This window comes from Corynebacterium sp. HMSC063A05 (genome assembly GCF_001809695.1).
Lineage (GTDB): Bacteria > Actinomycetota > Actinomycetes > Mycobacteriales > Mycobacteriaceae > Corynebacterium > Corynebacterium amycolatum.
Genome location: NZ_KV798504.1, coordinates 150,252 through 166,206, shown reverse-complemented (window position 1 = coordinate 166,206; position 15,955 = coordinate 150,252). Strand labels below are relative to the sequence as shown.

Genomic DNA, 15,955 nt, shown 5'->3' with positions numbered 1-15,955 from the left:
GGTCATTATTGGAACCGTTATGATTATCGGTAAACTGATTGCCTGCCCCTCATTTTATTTTGCGGAAAAACTCGTCGGGAACTTTCCGACCGTTGCATCCGACTATCTGTAGACGGGGGGCTTTGTTTATGGCGCGTGAAAGGGACATTGCTTTGTTGGAAACAGTCAAGGCGTATATTGCACTGACTAAGCCAAGAATTATTGAGCTCCTGCTCGTCGCGGCCATTCCCGCAATGCTTCAGGCTGATCGCGGTCATGTACACGTTGGACTGATTCTTCTCACCCTGTTCGGTGGTTGGATGGGTGCAGCGGCAGCGCACACCTTCAACATGGTCATGGATTACGACATTGACCAGAAGATGCGCCGCACTCGTCGGCGCCCGCTCGCGCGCAACCAGGTTAGCCGTCGCGCGGCAGCAATTTTCGGCACCATCTTGATGATTGCGTCGTTCCTCTGGCTGTGGCTGCTATGTAACTCGCTGCTGGCCGCCGTTTTCATACTGATTACGATTGCGTTCTACATCTTCGTCTACACGTTGTGGCTGAAGCGCCGAACTGATCAGAACGTAATCTGGGGTGGCGCTGCGGGTTGTATGCCGGTGATGGTTGGCTGGGCCGTCATCACTGACAACAACCCGGAGATTACGGGGCTCGCTCACTGGTGGCAGGCTTTCATCCTGTTCCTGCTCATCTTCTTCTGGACTCCGCCGCACACCTGGGCGCTGGGGCTTCGCTACAAGGAGGATTACAAGGCCGCTGGCGTGCCGATGATGCCAGTGGTCAAGCCGGCAATCATCGTTTCCAAGCGCATTATTTACTACACCGCTGCAACCGTGATTACCACTCTGCTGTTGGTTCCGTACGCTGGTTGGATTTATCTGATTGGCGCGGTTGGCGCTGGTGCCTGGTTCCTGTGGGGCGCCATTGACCTGCACCGTCACGTTAAAACCGGTGGCAAGATCAAGCCGATGAAGCTGTTCTTCATGTCGAACAACTACTTGTCCATCGTGTGTGTGGCGCTTTCGCTGGATGCTGTACTCGGACTGCAGACAGTTTTAAGCATGTTCTAGGGTAGTTGCGTTCTAGGGTAGCTGCGTTGGGAGCCAGACCCGGCCCTTTCCCCAGTTAGCTGTTAATCCTCGAAGAGGCCCTCCCCAATGCCGGGGAGGGCCTCTTTTTGTGTGTGCAAACGGGCTGCAAATGTGAAACTGTGCGAGTTTATGACACTTTCAGACCATTTTTCGGGACATTTTTGTCATGAACGCAGTCAGTAACTCGGATCGATAGGTGGGCAGCCCGCCCCCGCACCGCCCCTAGCATCGCTCGCGCAGCCCGCTAGCCACTGGGAAAACACATCCGAGCACACAAAGCCGAGCAGACAGCAAAACCGCCTAAACACGCCGAGATCAAAGTGCGTGTTTAGGCGGTTCGAGCAGGAATCAACAGCCGGTAACCACAGTGGTTAATACAGCCGCTGACCAGCAGCTAGCTACGCGGTAACCTCAGCATTCTTTTCCGACGCGACAATTGCGGCAGCCGCATCGCCTTCCAGAGACCCGGTCACTACTGCGCTACCGCCGACAGTGCGGTAACCGTGCTGGAAAAGTACTGCAGTCAAAGCGGTGCAGATACCAGATCCGGCAACGTGAACCGGCACCAATGCCTCCGGTACACCGGACCAGTACTGAATCATTCCAACCACGCCCTGAGCCAAAATGAACACAACGAGTGCGATGGCAACCTTACGCACACGTGCAAACGCTTCCGAGGCCAGCAGACCAAAAATCAGACCGATAACCAGGCCAAGGTAGAGGTACATAAAACCAGCGTGGATATGCGCCAAGTCAACAATCGGAAGCTGGAGGCGATCCTCCGGGAGCACCGAGGCATCTCCAGCATGTGGTCCCGCACCGGTGACCATAGTTCCGGTAATCAGCGTCATCGTCAGAGCCAAACCGGAGGCGGCAGCCAGATAGCGCAGATAGCGCGGGTACATGCGGGTAGCAGTACCGTCGTCAGGTTCAGAGATTTTAACGAAAAGCATGCCAGCCAGCCAGACCAAAATCATCGATGGCAGGAAGTGCAGGGCCACGGCGTACCACTTCAGATCAACCCACACGGAAATGCCACCGATAACAGCCTGGACGATAACGCCGAGACCGTTAAGGAACGCCAACAGCTTGATTTCCTTACGGCGCCCAACACGCATCACCGAAAGGAAAAGCAGAAGCGTGAGCGCAACCAGTACAAAGGTGAGGAGGCGATTGCTGAACTCAATAATTTGATGGAGCATTTCTGCTTCCCCGGCAACAGGAACGAAACTGCCCGGGTGACATTCTGGCCACGAAGCACAACCGAGACCTGAACCAGTAACTCGGACGATAGAACCGGTTACCGCGATTGCCGCCTGTGCAATCAATACGAGAAGCGCATAGAGCTTCTGGCGCCCGATTGGTGTCAGCGGCAAAAACGATAGGGGCAAACTTCGATCTGCAGTATTCACATTAAGAAATTCTACCCATGCTGGCGGAAAATGGTAATAAGCCAAACCCCTGCGTTGGGCTGCGCTTTTCTATGCAGATTCCCCGGCAACGTCCTAATCATTCGGCATATCAAAACGGAACCAGCGAGCTGCCAGTGCAGCGCCAAGGACACCCCACACAACCAGCACCCCGACAGCTGACCATTGGACAGACATGGCCAATGCCGCGGAGATTACGTCGGTAAGCGCGACGGACGGCAAGAGGTGCAGCAGCACAGAGCTGATGCCATCTAACGATGGTGCAACGGCCACGTAAGTAGTCGCACCAATGAGGATAAACCAGATCAGGTTGGCGAGACCTAGGATTAGCTCGGCCCCCAACGTGCCGCCCATGAGCAAGCCCAATGAAGTAAAGACGAACGTTCCCAGAAGCATCCCCACATAAGCCAACAGCCAGCCGCCAATCGAAAGCTCTGCGCCAAGAGCGAGCCCCACGAGGCTGAACAGTATGTATTGCAACGTGACGGTAGTGCAGACCGACACAATCTTGCCTGCAATAATGCCCCACGGTGGCACGCCTGAGGCACCGATGCGCTTCAGGGCTCCGTAACGACGGTCAAAGCCCACGGCAATTGCCTGCCCCGTAAAACCTGCAGACATGACGGAAATCGCCAGCACCATGGGGAAGATGCGCTCGAGCGGATCATCGAGTTCCAACACAGGCACCATCACCAGGCCGATGAGCATCGCCAACGGGATAATGATGGTGAGGAGCATTTGCTCACCGTGCCGCCAGAAGAGCTTCGTCTCCAACCGCGCCTGCGACATGACCAACGTCGCCATGTCCGAACGCTGCGGCTCCGGGGCGAAAGTGCCCTTAGCAAAGCGGGAGGCATCAGACCTCGGTGCGGTAGTCATTAGCTCCTCATCTCCGTTCCAGTGATCTGCAAGAAGACATCTTCAAGCGATTGCGTCGCCTTATTCAACGAGGTGATCAACACCTCTTGTCGCTCGCAACTCTGGGCCAATACAGTCAGGGCGCGCGGTGAAGCCTCACCAATCAATGAGAACTCTCCACCGCCAGAACGCTGCAGACGCTGCGAAAGACCAGACTCGCTAAAGCTGCGGTTGACCTCTTCGAAGTCAAGGCTGCCTCGAACGCTGACCTTCATAGCAGTGCCTGACGACGTCCCATGGAGCGCCGATGCGCCTGCGCTAGTGATCTCCTCGGTGGTGCCGGCCACAACTAAATGGCCTCGGTCGATAATCGCAACGTCGTCGGCAAGCGATTCAGCCTCGTCCATCAGATGCGTTGTCAGGACTACGGTGACCCCATCCCGACGCAGCGACGAGATGAGATCCCAGACGGCTAGACGGGACTGGGCATCGAGGCCTGCTGTCGGCTCGTCGAGGAACACCAGCTCCGGACGCCCGACCAGGGCGCATGCGAGCGACAGTCGCTGCTGCTGACCACCCGAGAGCCTGCGGTAGTTCGTCTTACGATGGCGTTCTAGGCCTACGACTTCAAGGAGCCAATCAGTGTCCAGCGGATTTGCGGAGTAACTGGCAACTAGGTTCAGCATTTCGCCAACGCGAACACCGGGGTAGGCACCTCCGCCCTGGAGCATGATGCCAATGCGGCTGCGCAGTGCTGTGGTTTGAGTGACCGGGTCGAGATCGAGAATGCGAATTCGCCCTTCATCCGGCTTGATGAAGCCCTCACACATTTCAACGGTTGTGGTCTTACCAGCGCCGTTGGGGCCGAGAAGCGCAAGAACCCTACCTCGATCCAGGGAAAGCGAAAGGTCTGATACAGCCTCAACGTCATCGAATTTCTTCGTTACGTTCTCAAGGCGCAGAGCAGGAGAATTGGCAGCGTTATTCACGGTTAGTCAGTCTAATCTCACAGTTTTAATGAAGGCGAAATACCTTAGATCGCGTCGAGTACGCCAAGATGACGAGCATGACTGCGACGAAGAATACCAACGCCAGTAGGTAAATCTGAGCGACGGTACCCGGAGGCAACCCCAGGCCGCGTGGTAGTACTACAAAACTGAAAATTGCCGAGTACAGAACCACGGCAATGCGAAATTGTACCCGGTTGGCCCAAGCGGACAGCGGCACGATGGCCCATAGCAAGTACCAGGGGTGCACGACGGGGAAGAGGATTACTAGAGCGAACATCGCTAGGCCGTAGCCGCCGAGCGGGTGAATGCGACCACGGAACGTCGCTAACAGCATGCGTAGGAGCCAGGCAGCCACTAGCGCTACACCAATGCCACGGGTAAACAGCAAAGCACTGTCGCTGATATCGCCGAGCCCCAGGAGCCTCCCGAAGAAACCAGCGATGATCCCGAGCAGGGTAGTTAGCGACATCCAACTGCGCACCGTCGCGGCGCCACCTTGCGCGGTGATCCAACCAAAGCCCAGACCAGTTCCTAAGGAAACAACGACTGCCGTGACGACGGTTATTGCGCCCGTCACTACTGCGGAAAGAGCAACGGCCTTCCAGGTGCTGCCGAACTTTCTGGCCAGCCACATGCCGGCAAAGCCGAGCGCCACGAAACCGGTAACTTTGACCATTCCGGCGAGGCTGATGAGCACAATACCGCCTGCATACAGCGCCCATGATCTTCCTCGGCTTTGGTTCTCGTGTCCGATTGGTCCGGGTTCTGGCAGCTCATCGGGCTCCATCGATTGCGCAGGACCGTGGATAGCGCGTAGACACAGTTCGAGGCCAACGAGCAGGAGTGCAAGCAGCAGGGCCTCGTTGTGGATACCGCCCACCAGGTGCAGCAATACCAGCGGATTGAGCGTGCCCAGCCATAGGGTGAACTGAGAGCTAACTCCGCAGCGGCGACCAAGCTGCACCAGCGCCCAGGACACCACGAGAAGCGAAACGATGGCGACGAGTCGGTGTAGAAAGACGGAAGCAATCACCCCGTCGCTGGTTATCTTGGCGATACCCCATGCCACTGCGAGGGCTGTGGGGCCGTACGGGCTCGGAGAGTGCGACCAAATCAATGGCACCGATCGGGCCAGTGGGTCGTTGGCTCCCAATAGGTCAACAGGTCCTGCGAGATAGGGATCCATACCCCGCTCCACAATTGCAGCCTGCGCCAAATAGGAGTAGATATCCTGCGTAAACAGGGGAGCGGTAAACACCAAGGGCAATACCCATGCCGCGTAGGTGCGTATGAGCATCGGAGTGGTCACCGCGGTGACGCGAGTCCGCGCACCGGCCAGAACAAAAGCTCCGACACCCAACCAGGCTGTGACTAACATGCCAATCCCCACGAAGGTGACGATTGTCGTTGCCACCAACATTCGACCGAGGATCAGCCCGAGTGGTGTACCCCAAAACTCATTTCCAACCACCGGTGTCGCGCCTGCGCCAATCCCGGTGACCATAATAAAGATCGACCCAAGAGTACCCAGCCAACGCAGCCAGGTGAAGCGTCGGAGTTCGCGGTAATTGATGCGGTGTTGGAGCGGCTGTTCTGAGCCTTGGTGGAGGGTTGCCGACCTGGAACCAGCCAGACCAATTTTCGGAATGACGTCACGCACCCCGAGAGCATCGTCGAAGGTGGACGAGCGGCGCGGGGCGGGTCGGTTAGTTTTCACAAGGTCACATAGTAGACGATTCGACACGCCGAAAGGGCGTTCTAATCAGCGACGTTGCATTGATATTTAAATGCGTTGGACTTTATGCACCAATTACGACACAATTGTGTTGTCTAATACACCAGCGGCGCAAGTGGGATATTTGCCTCGCTGAGCCACCTAGACACCTTTTTATGATCCAGCAGTCCAATCGCAGGAGGTGACTCACCAGTCATGGCTGATCGGAAACCGACCGTCAATGACGGTGATACGCGCAAGCGCATTCTCCAATTACTTCTGGAACACAACCCGGCGTCCGCGACTTTTATCGCTGACACCCTGGGACTATCCGCTGCAGGAGTCCGTCGCCACATCGATATTCTGGTGGACGAAGGTCTCGCCGAAACCGCTCCGGCGCCCAGTACTGGCCCCCGAGGCCGAGGCAGGCCAGCAAAGTCCTACCGTCTGACAGACCGGGGCCGCGCTAGATTCGGACACGCTTACGACGATCTTGCTAGCGCAGCTCTGACCGCACTGCGCAAGGCCGGCGGTGAGCAGGCAGTTGCCCAGTTTGCCCGTCAGCGCATTGATGACATTCTGCTCGGCGTCACCCCTGTGGGGCAGGACGCAGAGAAGGAAGAGGTCGTAGAGGCCGTCGTCGATGCTTTTCGACGGGCCGGATACGCGGCAACTATCAACCAGAACACTGGCGGCGTGCAGATTTGCCAGCACCATTGCCCAATTAGCCACGTAGCCTCCGAGTTTCCGGAGCTCTGCGCGGCGGAGCATGAAGCCGTTAGTAGATTATTAGGGCAGCACACCCAACCGTTAGCGACTATCGCTGATGGTAACGGTATCTGCACCACAAATATCCCACTCACTCCCGTAACAAAGACACTTACTGAATTGCCACATGAAAGGAGCGGACAATGACCCTCGCCCATGAGAACTCCACCGACGTGGCTGAATCCACGAAGGCTGCCACTCCGCAGACTGACGAAGAGATTATTGAGTCTATTGGTGCCTACCAGTTCGGTTGGCACGACCCGGATACCGCTGGCGCTTCCGCGAAGCGCGGCCTATCTGAAGCGGTCGTTCGCGATATCTCGGCTAAGAAGAACGAGCCTGAGTGGATGCTCGAGCGTCGCTTGAAGGCTCTGGAAATCTTCGACCGCAAGCCGCTGCCCACCTGGGGCGCGGATTTGTCTGGCATCGACTTCGACAACATTAAGTACTTCGTTCGCTCCACCGAGAAGCAGGCCCAGACCTGGGAAGATCTTCCGGAGGATATTAAGAACACCTACGACAAGCTCGGCATTCCGGAAGCGGAGAAGCAGCGCTTGGTCGCCGGTGTCGCCGCTCAGTACGAATCTGAGGTTGTCTACCACCAGATTCGCGAGGATTTGGAGAGCCAGGGCGTTATCTTCCTGGACACTGATACTGCGCTCAAGGAACACCCGGAGCTATTCAAGGAGTACTTCGGCACCGTTATTCCTGCTGGCGACAACAAGTTCTCTGCGCTTAACACCGCAGTGTGGTCGGGCGGTTCCTTCATTTACGTCCCAAAGGGCGTCCACGTGGACATCCCGCTGCAGGCGTACTTCCGTATTAATACCGAGAACATGGGCCAGTTCGAGCGCACCCTCATCATCGTCGATGAGGATGCCTACGTGCACTACGTCGAGGGATGTACTGCTCCGATTTACAAGTCTGACTCCTTGCACTCGGCTGTTGTGGAGATCATCGTGAAGAAGGGCGGCCGCTGCCGCTACACCACAATCCAGAACTGGTCGAACAACGTCTACAACCTGGTTACCAAGCGCACCAAGTGCGAAGAGGGTGCAACCATGGAGTGGATTGACGGCAACATCGGTTCCAAGGTCACCATGAAGTACCCGGCAGTGTGGATGACTGGTCCGCACGCCAAGGGCGAGGTGCTGTCCGTTGCTATGGCTGGCGAGGACCAGTTCCAGGACACCGGCGCCAAGATGGTGCACATGGCTCCGCACACGAGCTCCAACATCGTGTCCAAGTCCGTGGCCCGCAACGGTGGTCGCGCTGCCTACCGCGGTCTGGTGCAGGTCAACAAGGGTGCCAAGCACTCACACTCCAACGTCGAGTGTGACGCGCTGCTGGTCGACACGATTTCGCGCTCGGACACGTACCCGTACGTGGATGTCCGCGAGGACGACGTCACCCTCGGCCACGAGGCAACGGTTTCCAAGGTCTCTGACGATCAGCTTTTCTACCTGATGAGCCGCGGCATCGAAGAAGAAGATGCAATGGCCATGGTCGTGCGTGGCTTTGTCGAGCCCATTGCCAAGGAGCTCCCGATGGAATACGCCCTCGAGCTCAACCGCCTCATTGAACTGCAGATGGAAGGTTCGGTCGGTTAATACCTATGACTACGACGATTAACAACGAAAACCAGGCTGCTCATAGCCGCCGCGTGCTGGCGAACAAGGGCGACGTTTTCTCATCTTTCAACGTGGAGGACTTCTCCGTGCCGCATGGCAAGGATGAGGAGTGGAAGTTCACACCGCTGCGCAAACTTCGCGGTCTCCACAACGGCACCGCCGCCGATCCGGTTGCAGCGTCGATTTTGGTCGAGACTGGCGGTCAGGATGGTGTCGCTGTGGACGTCGTCAAGCGTGACGACGAACGCCTCGGCCGCGCCGGTACCCCGACGGATCGCGTGGCAGCACAGGCGTACTCCAACTTCGACGATGCACACATCGTGACCTTCGCGAAGAATTCGGTTTCCAAGGAACCGGTCGTCATTGACATCGATGGCCCGGGCGAGGACAACGTTTCCTACGGCCATATCGTCATTGATGTGCAGTCCCACGCCGAGGCCGTCTGCGTGATTAACTACTGTGGCAGCGGCACGTTCGCGGACAACATTGAGTTCGTAATCGGCGACGGCGCTAAGCTGAGCGTCGTGACCATGGTGAACTGGAACGAAGATGCAGTTCACGGCTCTGCTCACCATATTCGCGTCGGCCGTGATGCCACGCTGCGCCACACCGTCGCAACGTTCGGTGGCGAGGTTGTCCGTATCGTTCCACGCGTTGCATTCACGGCACCGGGCGGCGACGTCGATCTGCTGGGCGTGTACTTCGCCGATGGCGGTCAGTACTTCGAAAACCGCATGCTGGTAGACCACGCTGTGCCGAACTGCCGCTCCAACGTCATGTACAAGGGCGCGCTGCAGGGCGAGCCGAATGTCGCTCATCGTGAGGCCCGCACCGCGTGGGTGGGAGACGTGCTCATTCGTGCAGAGGCCACGGGCACCGATACCTATGAGCTCAACCGCAACCTGCTACTCACCGAGGGCGCGCGTGCCGACGCAGTTCCGAACCTGGAAATCGAAACCGGTGAAATCGCTGGTGCTGGTCACGCTGCTACCGTTGGTCGCTTCGACGAGGAACAGCTGTTCTACCTGCTCTCCCGCGGTATCCCCGAAATGGCAGCCCGCCGTTTGGTGGTTCGCGGCTTCTTCAGCGAGGTCATCAACCTGATTCCGGTCGAGTCCGTTCGCGAGAAGCTTGAGCAACTCGTTGACGAAGAGCTCAACACCGCTGGCTTCTAACCGCTTATCTTCTTTCTCACCCTTTCCGCCCTGTCACCCCGGTAGCACCGGGGGAGCAGGCCACTTACACCGATTAAAGGAAAAGATTTCACTATGAGCACTTTGGAAATCCGTAACCTCCACGCGCAGGTGCTGCCGACCGACGAGTCCGCTGAGCCTAAGGAGATTTTGAAGGGCGTCAATCTGACGATCAACTCTGGCGAGACCCACGCTGTGATGGGGCCGAACGGCTCCGGTAAGTCCACCCTGAGCTACACCATCGCAGGTCACCCCCGTTACGAAGTCACCGAAGGCGAGATTCTGCTCGACGGCGAGAACGTGCTGGAGATGAGCGTCGATGAGCGCGCTCGGGCTGGCCTCTTCCTGGCGATGCAGTACCCGGTTGAGGTCACCGGCGTGTCCATGTCCAACTTCCTGCGCTCTGCAGCAACCGCTGTCCGTGGCGAAGCTCCGAAGCTGCGCCACTGGGTCAAGGAGGTCCGTGAGGCAATGGCTGACCTGGAGATCGATTCGTCGTTCTCCGAGCGCTCCGTAAACGAGGGTTTCTCCGGTGGCGAGAAGAAGCGTCACGAGATTCTGCAGCTCGACCTGCTGAAGCCGAAGTTCGCCATCCTGGATGAGACTGACTCCGGCCTTGACGTCGACGCTCTGCGCGTCGTCTCCGACGGCATTAACCGCTACCAGAACGAAAACGACGGCGGCATCCTGATCATTACTCACTACCAGCGCATCCTGAACTACGTGAAGCCGGACTACGTCCACGTCTTCCACGATGGTCACTTCATCACCTCCGGCGGCCCGGAGCTTGCAGACGAGCTGGAAGAGCACGGCTACGAGAAGTTCATCAATGCCTAACGCCGAACTACTCAGCCCATCACTACGCGAGGACTTTCCGATTCTGTCGCGCACTGTCCGTGACGGAAAGCGGCTGGTCTACCTGGACTCCGGAGCGACCTCGCAGCGCCCGAAACAGGTCATCGATGCTGAGGTGGAGTTTCTAACCCACCACAACGCCCCGGTGCACCGCGGTGCCTACGAGATTGCTGAGGAGGCCACGGACGCCTACGAAGATGCCCGCGAAGCCATCGCAGGCTTCATCGGCGCCGACTACGACGAGCTGGTCTTCACCAAGAACGCCACCGAAGCGTTGAACACAGTGGCATTTGTGCTTGGCGACGACCGCGCAGGTCAGTACCAGGTCGGCGAGGGTGACGAGATTGTCGTCACTGAGCTGGAGCATCACGCGAATTTGGTGCCGTGGCAGGAGCTGGCTCGTCGCACTGGCGCGACACTGCGTTGGTACGGCGTGACTGAGGACGGCCGCATTGACATGGACTCGCTGAAGCTCAGCGACAAGACCAAGGTTGTGGCCTTTACCCATCAGTCAAACGTCACCGGTGCAGTCACCGATGTGGAGGAAATGGTGCGCCGTGCTCGTGAGGTCGGTGCTCTGGTAGTCCTCGATGCTTGCCAGTCGGTGCCGCATATGCCTGTCGATGTCAAGAATCTCGATGTGGATTTCCTAGCGTTCTCCGGCCATAAGATGCTCGGCCCCAACGGGGTCGGTGCGCTCTACGCTCGCCGGGAACTGCTGGAGGCTCTGCCACCGTTCCTCACTGGTGGCTCGATGATTGAGGTCGTCACCATGGAGAAGACCACCTTCGCAGCGCCTCCGCAGCGCTTTGAGGCGGGAACCATGATGACTTCTCAGGTCGTCGGCCTTGGTGCTGCGGTGAAGTACTTGGATGCCATCGGTATGGATAAGGTGGCGGCTCATGAGCACCGCCTGACCGCGCTCGCGCTGGAAAAGCTGCAGGAAATTGACGGCGTGACCATCATCGGTCCGACTACCCCAGAGCAGCGTGGCTCTGCCGTGTCCTTTAAGGTCGAGGGCATTCACCCGCACGATCTTGGCCAGGTTCTCGACGACCAGGGTGTGTGCATCCGAGTCGGACACCACTGCGCGTGGCCGATTCACCAGATTCTCAACGCTCAGTCGACCGCCCGGGCATCCTTCTACATCTACAACACGGAAGAGGACGTTCAGGCGCTTGCCGACGCAGTGCGCCACGCCCAGAAGTTCTTCGGTGTCACCCCGTAACTTTAAGAAAGGAGAGGGACATGAAGCTCGAGCAGATGTACCAGGAAGTCATCCTGGATCACTACAAGCATCCGCAGCACGCAGGTTTGCGGGAGCCTTTCAACGCGGAAGTGCACCATGTCAACCCGTCGTGTGGCGATGAACTCACGCTTCGCGTCACCCTGAACGACGACCTCACCGTCGTCAATGACGTCTCCTATGACGCCGTGGGCTGTTCTATCTCACAGGCCTCCACCTCAGTTATGGCTGAGGAGATTGTCGGCAAGACTGTCGACGAGGCCATGGCCAAACTCACCGAGTTCGAGAAGATGGTCACGTCCCGTGGCAAGATTGAAGGCGACGAGGACATTATCGGCGATGGCATTGCCTTCGCTGGTGTCTCTAAGTACCCTGCCCGTGTGAAGTGCGCACTTCTCGGTTGGAAAGCTTTCCAGGCCGCAACCGCTGAGGCTCTGGCCAACGCCGCTGAAGGCAACGGCGTTGGCACCGCGACTGTAACTGTTACCGCTGACGAGGAAGGCCACCACCATGACTGAACCAAACGCTATTGACGCCACCTCGCCCGCACAGCCTGACGCTGTCGACGAGGACACCATGACCACTGGCGCTCCAATCGATGAGGGGGATGCGTACGAGTCCATCACCGTCCCGCCAGCACCGGAGCAGACCGAAGCCGATAACAAGCTCGCCATCCAGGTTGAAGAGGCTATGTACGAGGTTGTTGACCCAGAACTCGGAGTCAACGTCGTGGACCTGGGCCTGGTTTATGACATCTGGATAGAAGAAGGCGACATTGCCGCTATCTTCATGACTCTCACGTCCCCAGCCTGCCCGCTGACCGATATGCTCACCGACCAGACTGCCTCTGAGGTCATGAAGGTCGAGGGTATCCGCGACTTCCGCCTCAACTGGGTCTGGTCCCCGGCATGGGGCCCGCACATGATTACCGAGGAAGGCCGCGAGCAGATGCGCGCTCTCGGCTTCTCGGTCTAGACGATCAGTGACAGCGGTGATGAGTGCACCGCTACGTAAAAAGTGCTTGGCGACGAGCTCCTGGCTCGTTCAGCTAGGCACTTTTTCGTTTGTTTTTGAGTTACTGACTACGTTTATGGCTGGCATCGGTAGGGCGATGAGAGTTACTGACTGCATTTATGTCAAAAATGGCCCGAAAAATGATCTGAAAGCGTCATAAACTCGCACAGTTTCACATTTGCAGCCCGTATTCTCACGTGCGGCCCATAATTTTTTAGGGTTGTCCGATTTAGAGTTAAAAAGCGACCCCACCTGGCGCTAAAAGAGTGCCAAGCGGGGTCGCTATTGTCTTCGACTGCTAATCCGAGTCGTGAGAGTTCGATGCGAGATGCATTAGCTATTCACAGCTATTCACAGCCATTCGCAGCTATTCGCGACTCATGTCTGCGGTGGCCGGGTCAACGAGCTTAGAGCCCGTTGCCTTCTTATGGATGAACCACAGCAGGACGAAGACCGGAATACCCAGGTACGGAGTGAGGATAGCGAAGATATTCTCGCCAGTGCGAATCGGGTCAAGTGCCTGTCCGGCCACCACAAAGAAGCACATAATCAGTGCCAGCACAGCACCTGCGGGGAAAAAGTTCGCCTTGTAGGGAAGCGAATCCAACGGGATATTCTGGGTCTTCAGACACTTGCGGAAGCGGTAGTGGCTGAAAGAGATACCAAACCAGGTGATAAAACCCGCGAGCGCAGAGAGCGTCAGCAAGAAGGTGTACGCCGCACCATCGCCTACCAATGAAGTAATGAAGCCAGCCATACCGATGACAGCGGTGGCGATCAGAGCGCGCAGCGGAACGCCGTGCCCGGAAAGCTTGCCGAAGTAACGCGGAGCCTGTCCATGGCGAGCCAGGGAAAACAGCATACGAGTGGATACATACATACCGGAGTTACCCGCAGACAACACCGAAGTCAGAATGACGGCGTTCATCAGGCCAGCGGCAATCGCGATACCTGCGCGTTCAAAGACCAGAGTGAACGGTGAAATGGAAATGTTGTCCTCAGCCGCGTTCAGAAGATTCGGGTCAGTGTACGCAATAAGGAAACCAATAACAGCGATGGCACCGATGTAGAACAGCAGAATACGCCAGAAGATAGTGCGAATCGCGCGGGGAATTGTGCGCTCAGGATCCTCAGCCTCACCTGCTGCTACACCAACCATCTCGGTGCCCTGGAAAGAATAGCCGGCTACGACGAAAACGGCCAGCAGTCCCATTCCGCCGTTGACGAATGGGGCATCGCCCGTGGTCCAGTTTTCAAAGCCGGGGGAGGACCCACCCAAGATGCCGAAAATCATGCCGACGCCAAGAACGAGGAAGACGATGACGGTAATGACCTTAATGGTCGCAAACCAGAACTCACCCTCGCCGAATGCACGTGCGGACAGGGCATTCAGCCCGAATAGAATCGCGAGGAAGAGCGCGGACCAGATGATTGAAGGCACATCCGGGAACCAATAGCGCATCACCAGTGCAGCAGCGACGAGCTCTGCGGCCACAGTAATCGCCCAGTTAAACCAGTAGTTCCAGCCCATGGCAAAGCCGAAGGATTCTGAGACGTATCGGCGACCGTACTCCTGGAAGGAACCGGGCACTGGCAGGTAGGCGGCCATCTCGCCGAGAGACTGCATAACCAGCCACACCATGATGCCGATAAGGGCGTAAGCGATGAGCGCACCGCCTGGACCGGCCTGCGAAATGGTCGCACCGGAGGCAACAAACAGGCCCGTGCCAATGGCACCGCCAATGGCAATCATGTTCAGGTGGCGAGCTCTCAGCCTGCGCTGAAGCTTATGGTTGCGTGAGGAATTCTCCTCAGATTGCGTCGAAGTCATTCACTTATCATAAGCGTTTCCACTCCGGTGAATGCAAAAACCACACCGCTATAATTGTTGGTATCACCCCACAAATCGGCTGATGTATATGCTCTCCGTCAACGATTTCTCCATCTCCCAGGTCCCCGCATAAACCCTGCGATGAGGTTTCCGCACGTTCGCGGACTCTTTTTCAGCAAAGGCACTGCTACTTTCGCCATAGCGCGAAGCGTCGTCAGTGGGGATGTCCCTATCAAATAGGCAAACACGTCCTTCTCCGGCAACGAAAAGAACGCCCGAAAAAACGCACCCGTCTGTCGTGCATCGAACCCCAGCAACGCCGCGAGTCCACGTTCGCGTAGCCATCGCTGCAATCGCATGCTTAACGACGTCCCCAGCGACCGGCTTCCCTTCTTTTCCATATCGGCCAAGAAACGGTCGACATCTTCGATAACCGAACCCACCGAGTAACCAGTGGCAGGATGCATCCAACCGCCTGCAAAACCGAAGAGGGTGCCCATGGATGGTCCGTTGTACGTCAAGTCACCGCGGCGAGAGGGAAAGTTTGCCAGTAGGGGAAAGGACACCACTTCTTCGTCAATGGCCAGATCTTCCGAGAGCTCCAGGGACTTCAACCGTGCATTTTGGCGTCTACGCAACAGCTCTAGAAGTACGGAGTCATCGGCACTACCGCCGGTGCCGACTGCCGCACCGGTTTCGTCGAGATGCCCGGCCACCATAGGAGTCGGAGTAGCGAGGATGGTCTCTTCAATGAGGAAGGTCCTGTCATCCAAGAAAATGCGATAGGAGAAACTAGCCGGCTCTGTCTCTGGGGCATTCAGGTCTGCTGGAGTGAAGTCCATGAGGACTGCGCAGCGGTGGGCGCTAGGGACGTCGTCAAGCGAAAAGATATGACCGATGGCGAGCTGCCGTACCTGCCCATCTCGCCCGACTGCGGCGTGTGCGCCCCCGGTGGTGACAATCGTGATGTCAGCACCCGTGGATTCGGAATCGGTGAGCACGCGGCGTTCGATGCGGAAACCGCCAAGTTTTTGCAGGCAGTCGTTGTTAACAACGCCGTAAGTGCGGGTGAGCTGACGTTCGGTGCCGTCGACAAGAATGACGCTGGGTTGAAAAGTGGCGGCGAGGAAATCGCTGGGCAACCAGTCGGGGAGTTGGTCGCACCAGAGACCAATCGTCGAGGGCAGTGTGCCACCGGCGGGGTCGTACGCGGTGACATGCCAGCCGCGAGCGGATGCGCGGTGGGCGGCGATTCTTCCGGCGGGCCCGAGGCCGACGACGGAGGCGGTCACGGGAAATGAAGTCATAACTGGT

14 protein-coding genes are annotated in these 15,955 nt (G+C 57.5%); 8 read left to right on the top strand and 6 right to left on the bottom strand.

Features of this window, described 5'->3' with window-relative positions:
* The first annotated feature begins 128 nt into the window (after nucleotides 1-128).
* A complete protein-coding gene (locus tag HMPREF2651_RS07230; RefSeq protein ID WP_049181017.1) occupies nucleotides 129-1,070 on the top strand; it encodes a heme o synthase in 942 nt (313 codons plus the stop codon).
* 419 nt (nucleotides 1,071-1,489) lie between these two features.
* Here the strand turns inward: HMPREF2651_RS07230 and HMPREF2651_RS07225 are convergent, their stop codons facing one another.
* The 4 genes from HMPREF2651_RS07225 to mptB all read right to left on the bottom strand — a co-directional run bounded on the left by HMPREF2651_RS07225 (nucleotide 1,490) and on the right by mptB (nucleotide 6,133).
* Nucleotides 1,490-2,503 (bottom strand): COX15/CtaA family protein, encoded by a 1,014-nt coding sequence (locus HMPREF2651_RS07225; RefSeq protein WP_038625373.1) that lies wholly within the window; start codon nucleotides 2,501-2,503, stop codon nucleotides 1,490-1,492.
* A 93-nt stretch (nucleotides 2,504-2,596) separates the two neighbouring features.
* Entirely contained in the window at nucleotides 2,597-3,400 is an 804-nt protein-coding gene (locus HMPREF2651_RS07220; protein ID WP_038625377.1) for an ABC transporter permease, read from the bottom strand.
* The gene (locus tag HMPREF2651_RS07215) at nucleotides 3,400-4,368 is read right to left on the bottom strand and encodes an ABC transporter ATP-binding protein (protein ID WP_049181018.1); all 969 of its coding nucleotides are present in this window, start codon (nucleotides 4,366-4,368) and stop codon (nucleotides 3,400-3,402) included. Before HMPREF2651_RS07215 ends, HMPREF2651_RS07220 begins: the two co-directional genes overlap by 1 nt.
* Nucleotides 4,369-4,393: 25 nt before the next feature.
* The gene (gene mptB, locus HMPREF2651_RS07210; protein ID WP_049181019.1) at nucleotides 4,394-6,133 is read right to left on the bottom strand and encodes a polyprenol phosphomannose-dependent alpha 1,6 mannosyltransferase MptB; all 1,740 of its coding nucleotides are present in this window, start codon (nucleotides 6,131-6,133) and stop codon (nucleotides 4,394-4,396) included.
* A 186-nt stretch (nucleotides 6,134-6,319) separates the two neighbouring features.
* Between mptB and HMPREF2651_RS07205 the strand changes: the two genes are divergently transcribed.
* The 7 genes from HMPREF2651_RS07205 (at nucleotide 6,320) to HMPREF2651_RS07175 (ending at nucleotide 12,771) form a co-directional block, all read left to right on the top strand.
* Nucleotides 6,320-7,018: a helix-turn-helix transcriptional regulator gene (locus tag HMPREF2651_RS07205; RefSeq protein ID WP_070586016.1), complete on the top strand. Its 699-nt coding sequence runs from the start codon at nucleotides 6,320-6,322 to the stop codon at nucleotides 7,016-7,018.
* On the top strand, nucleotides 7,015-8,481 hold the full coding sequence (gene sufB / locus HMPREF2651_RS07200) for a Fe-S cluster assembly protein SufB (RefSeq protein WP_049170616.1): 1,467 nt from the start codon (nucleotides 7,015-7,017) through the stop codon (nucleotides 8,479-8,481). Before HMPREF2651_RS07205 ends, sufB begins: the two co-directional genes overlap by 4 nt.
* 5 nt (nucleotides 8,482-8,486) lie before the next feature.
* Nucleotides 8,487-9,677 (top strand): Fe-S cluster assembly protein SufD, encoded by a 1,191-nt coding sequence (gene sufD / locus HMPREF2651_RS07195; protein ID WP_049181020.1) that lies wholly within the window; start codon nucleotides 8,487-8,489, stop codon nucleotides 9,675-9,677.
* Nucleotides 9,678-9,770: 93 nt separating this feature from the next.
* Entirely contained in the window at nucleotides 9,771-10,532 is a 762-nt protein-coding gene (sufC, locus tag HMPREF2651_RS07190) for a Fe-S cluster assembly ATPase SufC (RefSeq protein ID WP_038625387.1), read from the top strand.
* Nucleotides 10,525-11,778, top strand: a complete 1,254-nt coding sequence (locus HMPREF2651_RS07185) for a cysteine desulfurase (RefSeq protein ID WP_049181021.1) — start codon at nucleotides 10,525-10,527, stop codon at nucleotides 11,776-11,778. Before sufC ends, HMPREF2651_RS07185 begins: the two co-directional genes overlap by 8 nt.
* A 20-nt stretch (nucleotides 11,779-11,798) precedes the next feature.
* Nucleotides 11,799-12,314 carry a Fe-S cluster assembly sulfur transfer protein SufU gene (gene sufU, locus HMPREF2651_RS07180; RefSeq protein WP_038625391.1) on the top strand — a complete coding sequence of 172 codons (516 nt, stop codon included), beginning with the start codon at nucleotides 11,799-11,801 and terminating at the stop codon, nucleotides 12,312-12,314.
* Nucleotides 12,307-12,771: a metal-sulfur cluster assembly factor gene (locus HMPREF2651_RS07175; RefSeq protein ID WP_038625394.1), complete on the top strand. Its 465-nt coding sequence runs from the start codon at nucleotides 12,307-12,309 to the stop codon at nucleotides 12,769-12,771. Before sufU ends, HMPREF2651_RS07175 begins: the two co-directional genes overlap by 8 nt.
* A gap of 406 nt (nucleotides 12,772-13,177) precedes the next feature.
* On the opposite strand, the gene HMPREF2651_RS07170 is transcribed toward HMPREF2651_RS07175, so the two are convergent.
* Together HMPREF2651_RS07170 and HMPREF2651_RS07165 are read right to left on the bottom strand one after the other, a co-directional pair.
* Nucleotides 13,178-14,641 carry an amino acid permease gene (locus HMPREF2651_RS07170; protein ID WP_049181022.1) on the bottom strand — a complete coding sequence of 488 codons (1,464 nt, stop codon included), beginning with the start codon at nucleotides 14,639-14,641 and terminating at the stop codon, nucleotides 13,178-13,180.
* A 98-nt stretch (nucleotides 14,642-14,739) separates the two neighbouring features.
* A complete protein-coding gene (locus HMPREF2651_RS07165; RefSeq protein ID WP_049181023.1) occupies nucleotides 14,740-15,948 on the bottom strand; it encodes a lycopene cyclase family protein in 1,209 nt (402 codons plus the stop codon).
* Nucleotides 15,949-15,955 lie beyond the last annotated feature (7 nt).

Coding starts and splice junctions, on each gene's coding strand:
- HMPREF2651_RS07230 (WP_049181017.1), top strand. CDS start 129: ATGGCGCGTGAAAGGGACATTGCTTTGTTGGAAACAGTCAAGGCGTAT.
- HMPREF2651_RS07220 (WP_038625377.1), bottom strand. CDS start 3,400: ATGACTACCGCACCGAGGTCTGATGCCTCCCGCTTTGCTAAGGGCACT.
- HMPREF2651_RS07205 (WP_070586016.1), top strand. CDS start 6,320: ATGGCTGATCGGAAACCGACCGTCAATGACGGTGATACGCGCAAGCGC.
- sufB (WP_049170616.1), top strand. CDS start 7,015: ATGACCCTCGCCCATGAGAACTCCACCGACGTGGCTGAATCCACGAAG.
- sufD (WP_049181020.1), top strand. CDS start 8,487: ATGACTACGACGATTAACAACGAAAACCAGGCTGCTCATAGCCGCCGC.
- sufC (WP_038625387.1), top strand. CDS start 9,771: ATGAGCACTTTGGAAATCCGTAACCTCCACGCGCAGGTGCTGCCGACC.
- HMPREF2651_RS07185 (WP_049181021.1), top strand. CDS start 10,525: ATGCCTAACGCCGAACTACTCAGCCCATCACTACGCGAGGACTTTCCG.
- sufU (WP_038625391.1), top strand. CDS start 11,799: ATGAAGCTCGAGCAGATGTACCAGGAAGTCATCCTGGATCACTACAAG.
- HMPREF2651_RS07175 (WP_038625394.1), top strand. CDS start 12,307: ATGACTGAACCAAACGCTATTGACGCCACCTCGCCCGCACAGCCTGAC.
- HMPREF2651_RS07170 (WP_049181022.1), bottom strand. CDS start 14,641: ATGACTTCGACGCAATCTGAGGAGAATTCCTCACGCAACCATAAGCTT.
- HMPREF2651_RS07165 (WP_049181023.1), bottom strand. CDS start 15,948: ATGACTTCATTTCCCGTGACCGCCTCCGTCGTCGGCCTCGGGCCCGCC.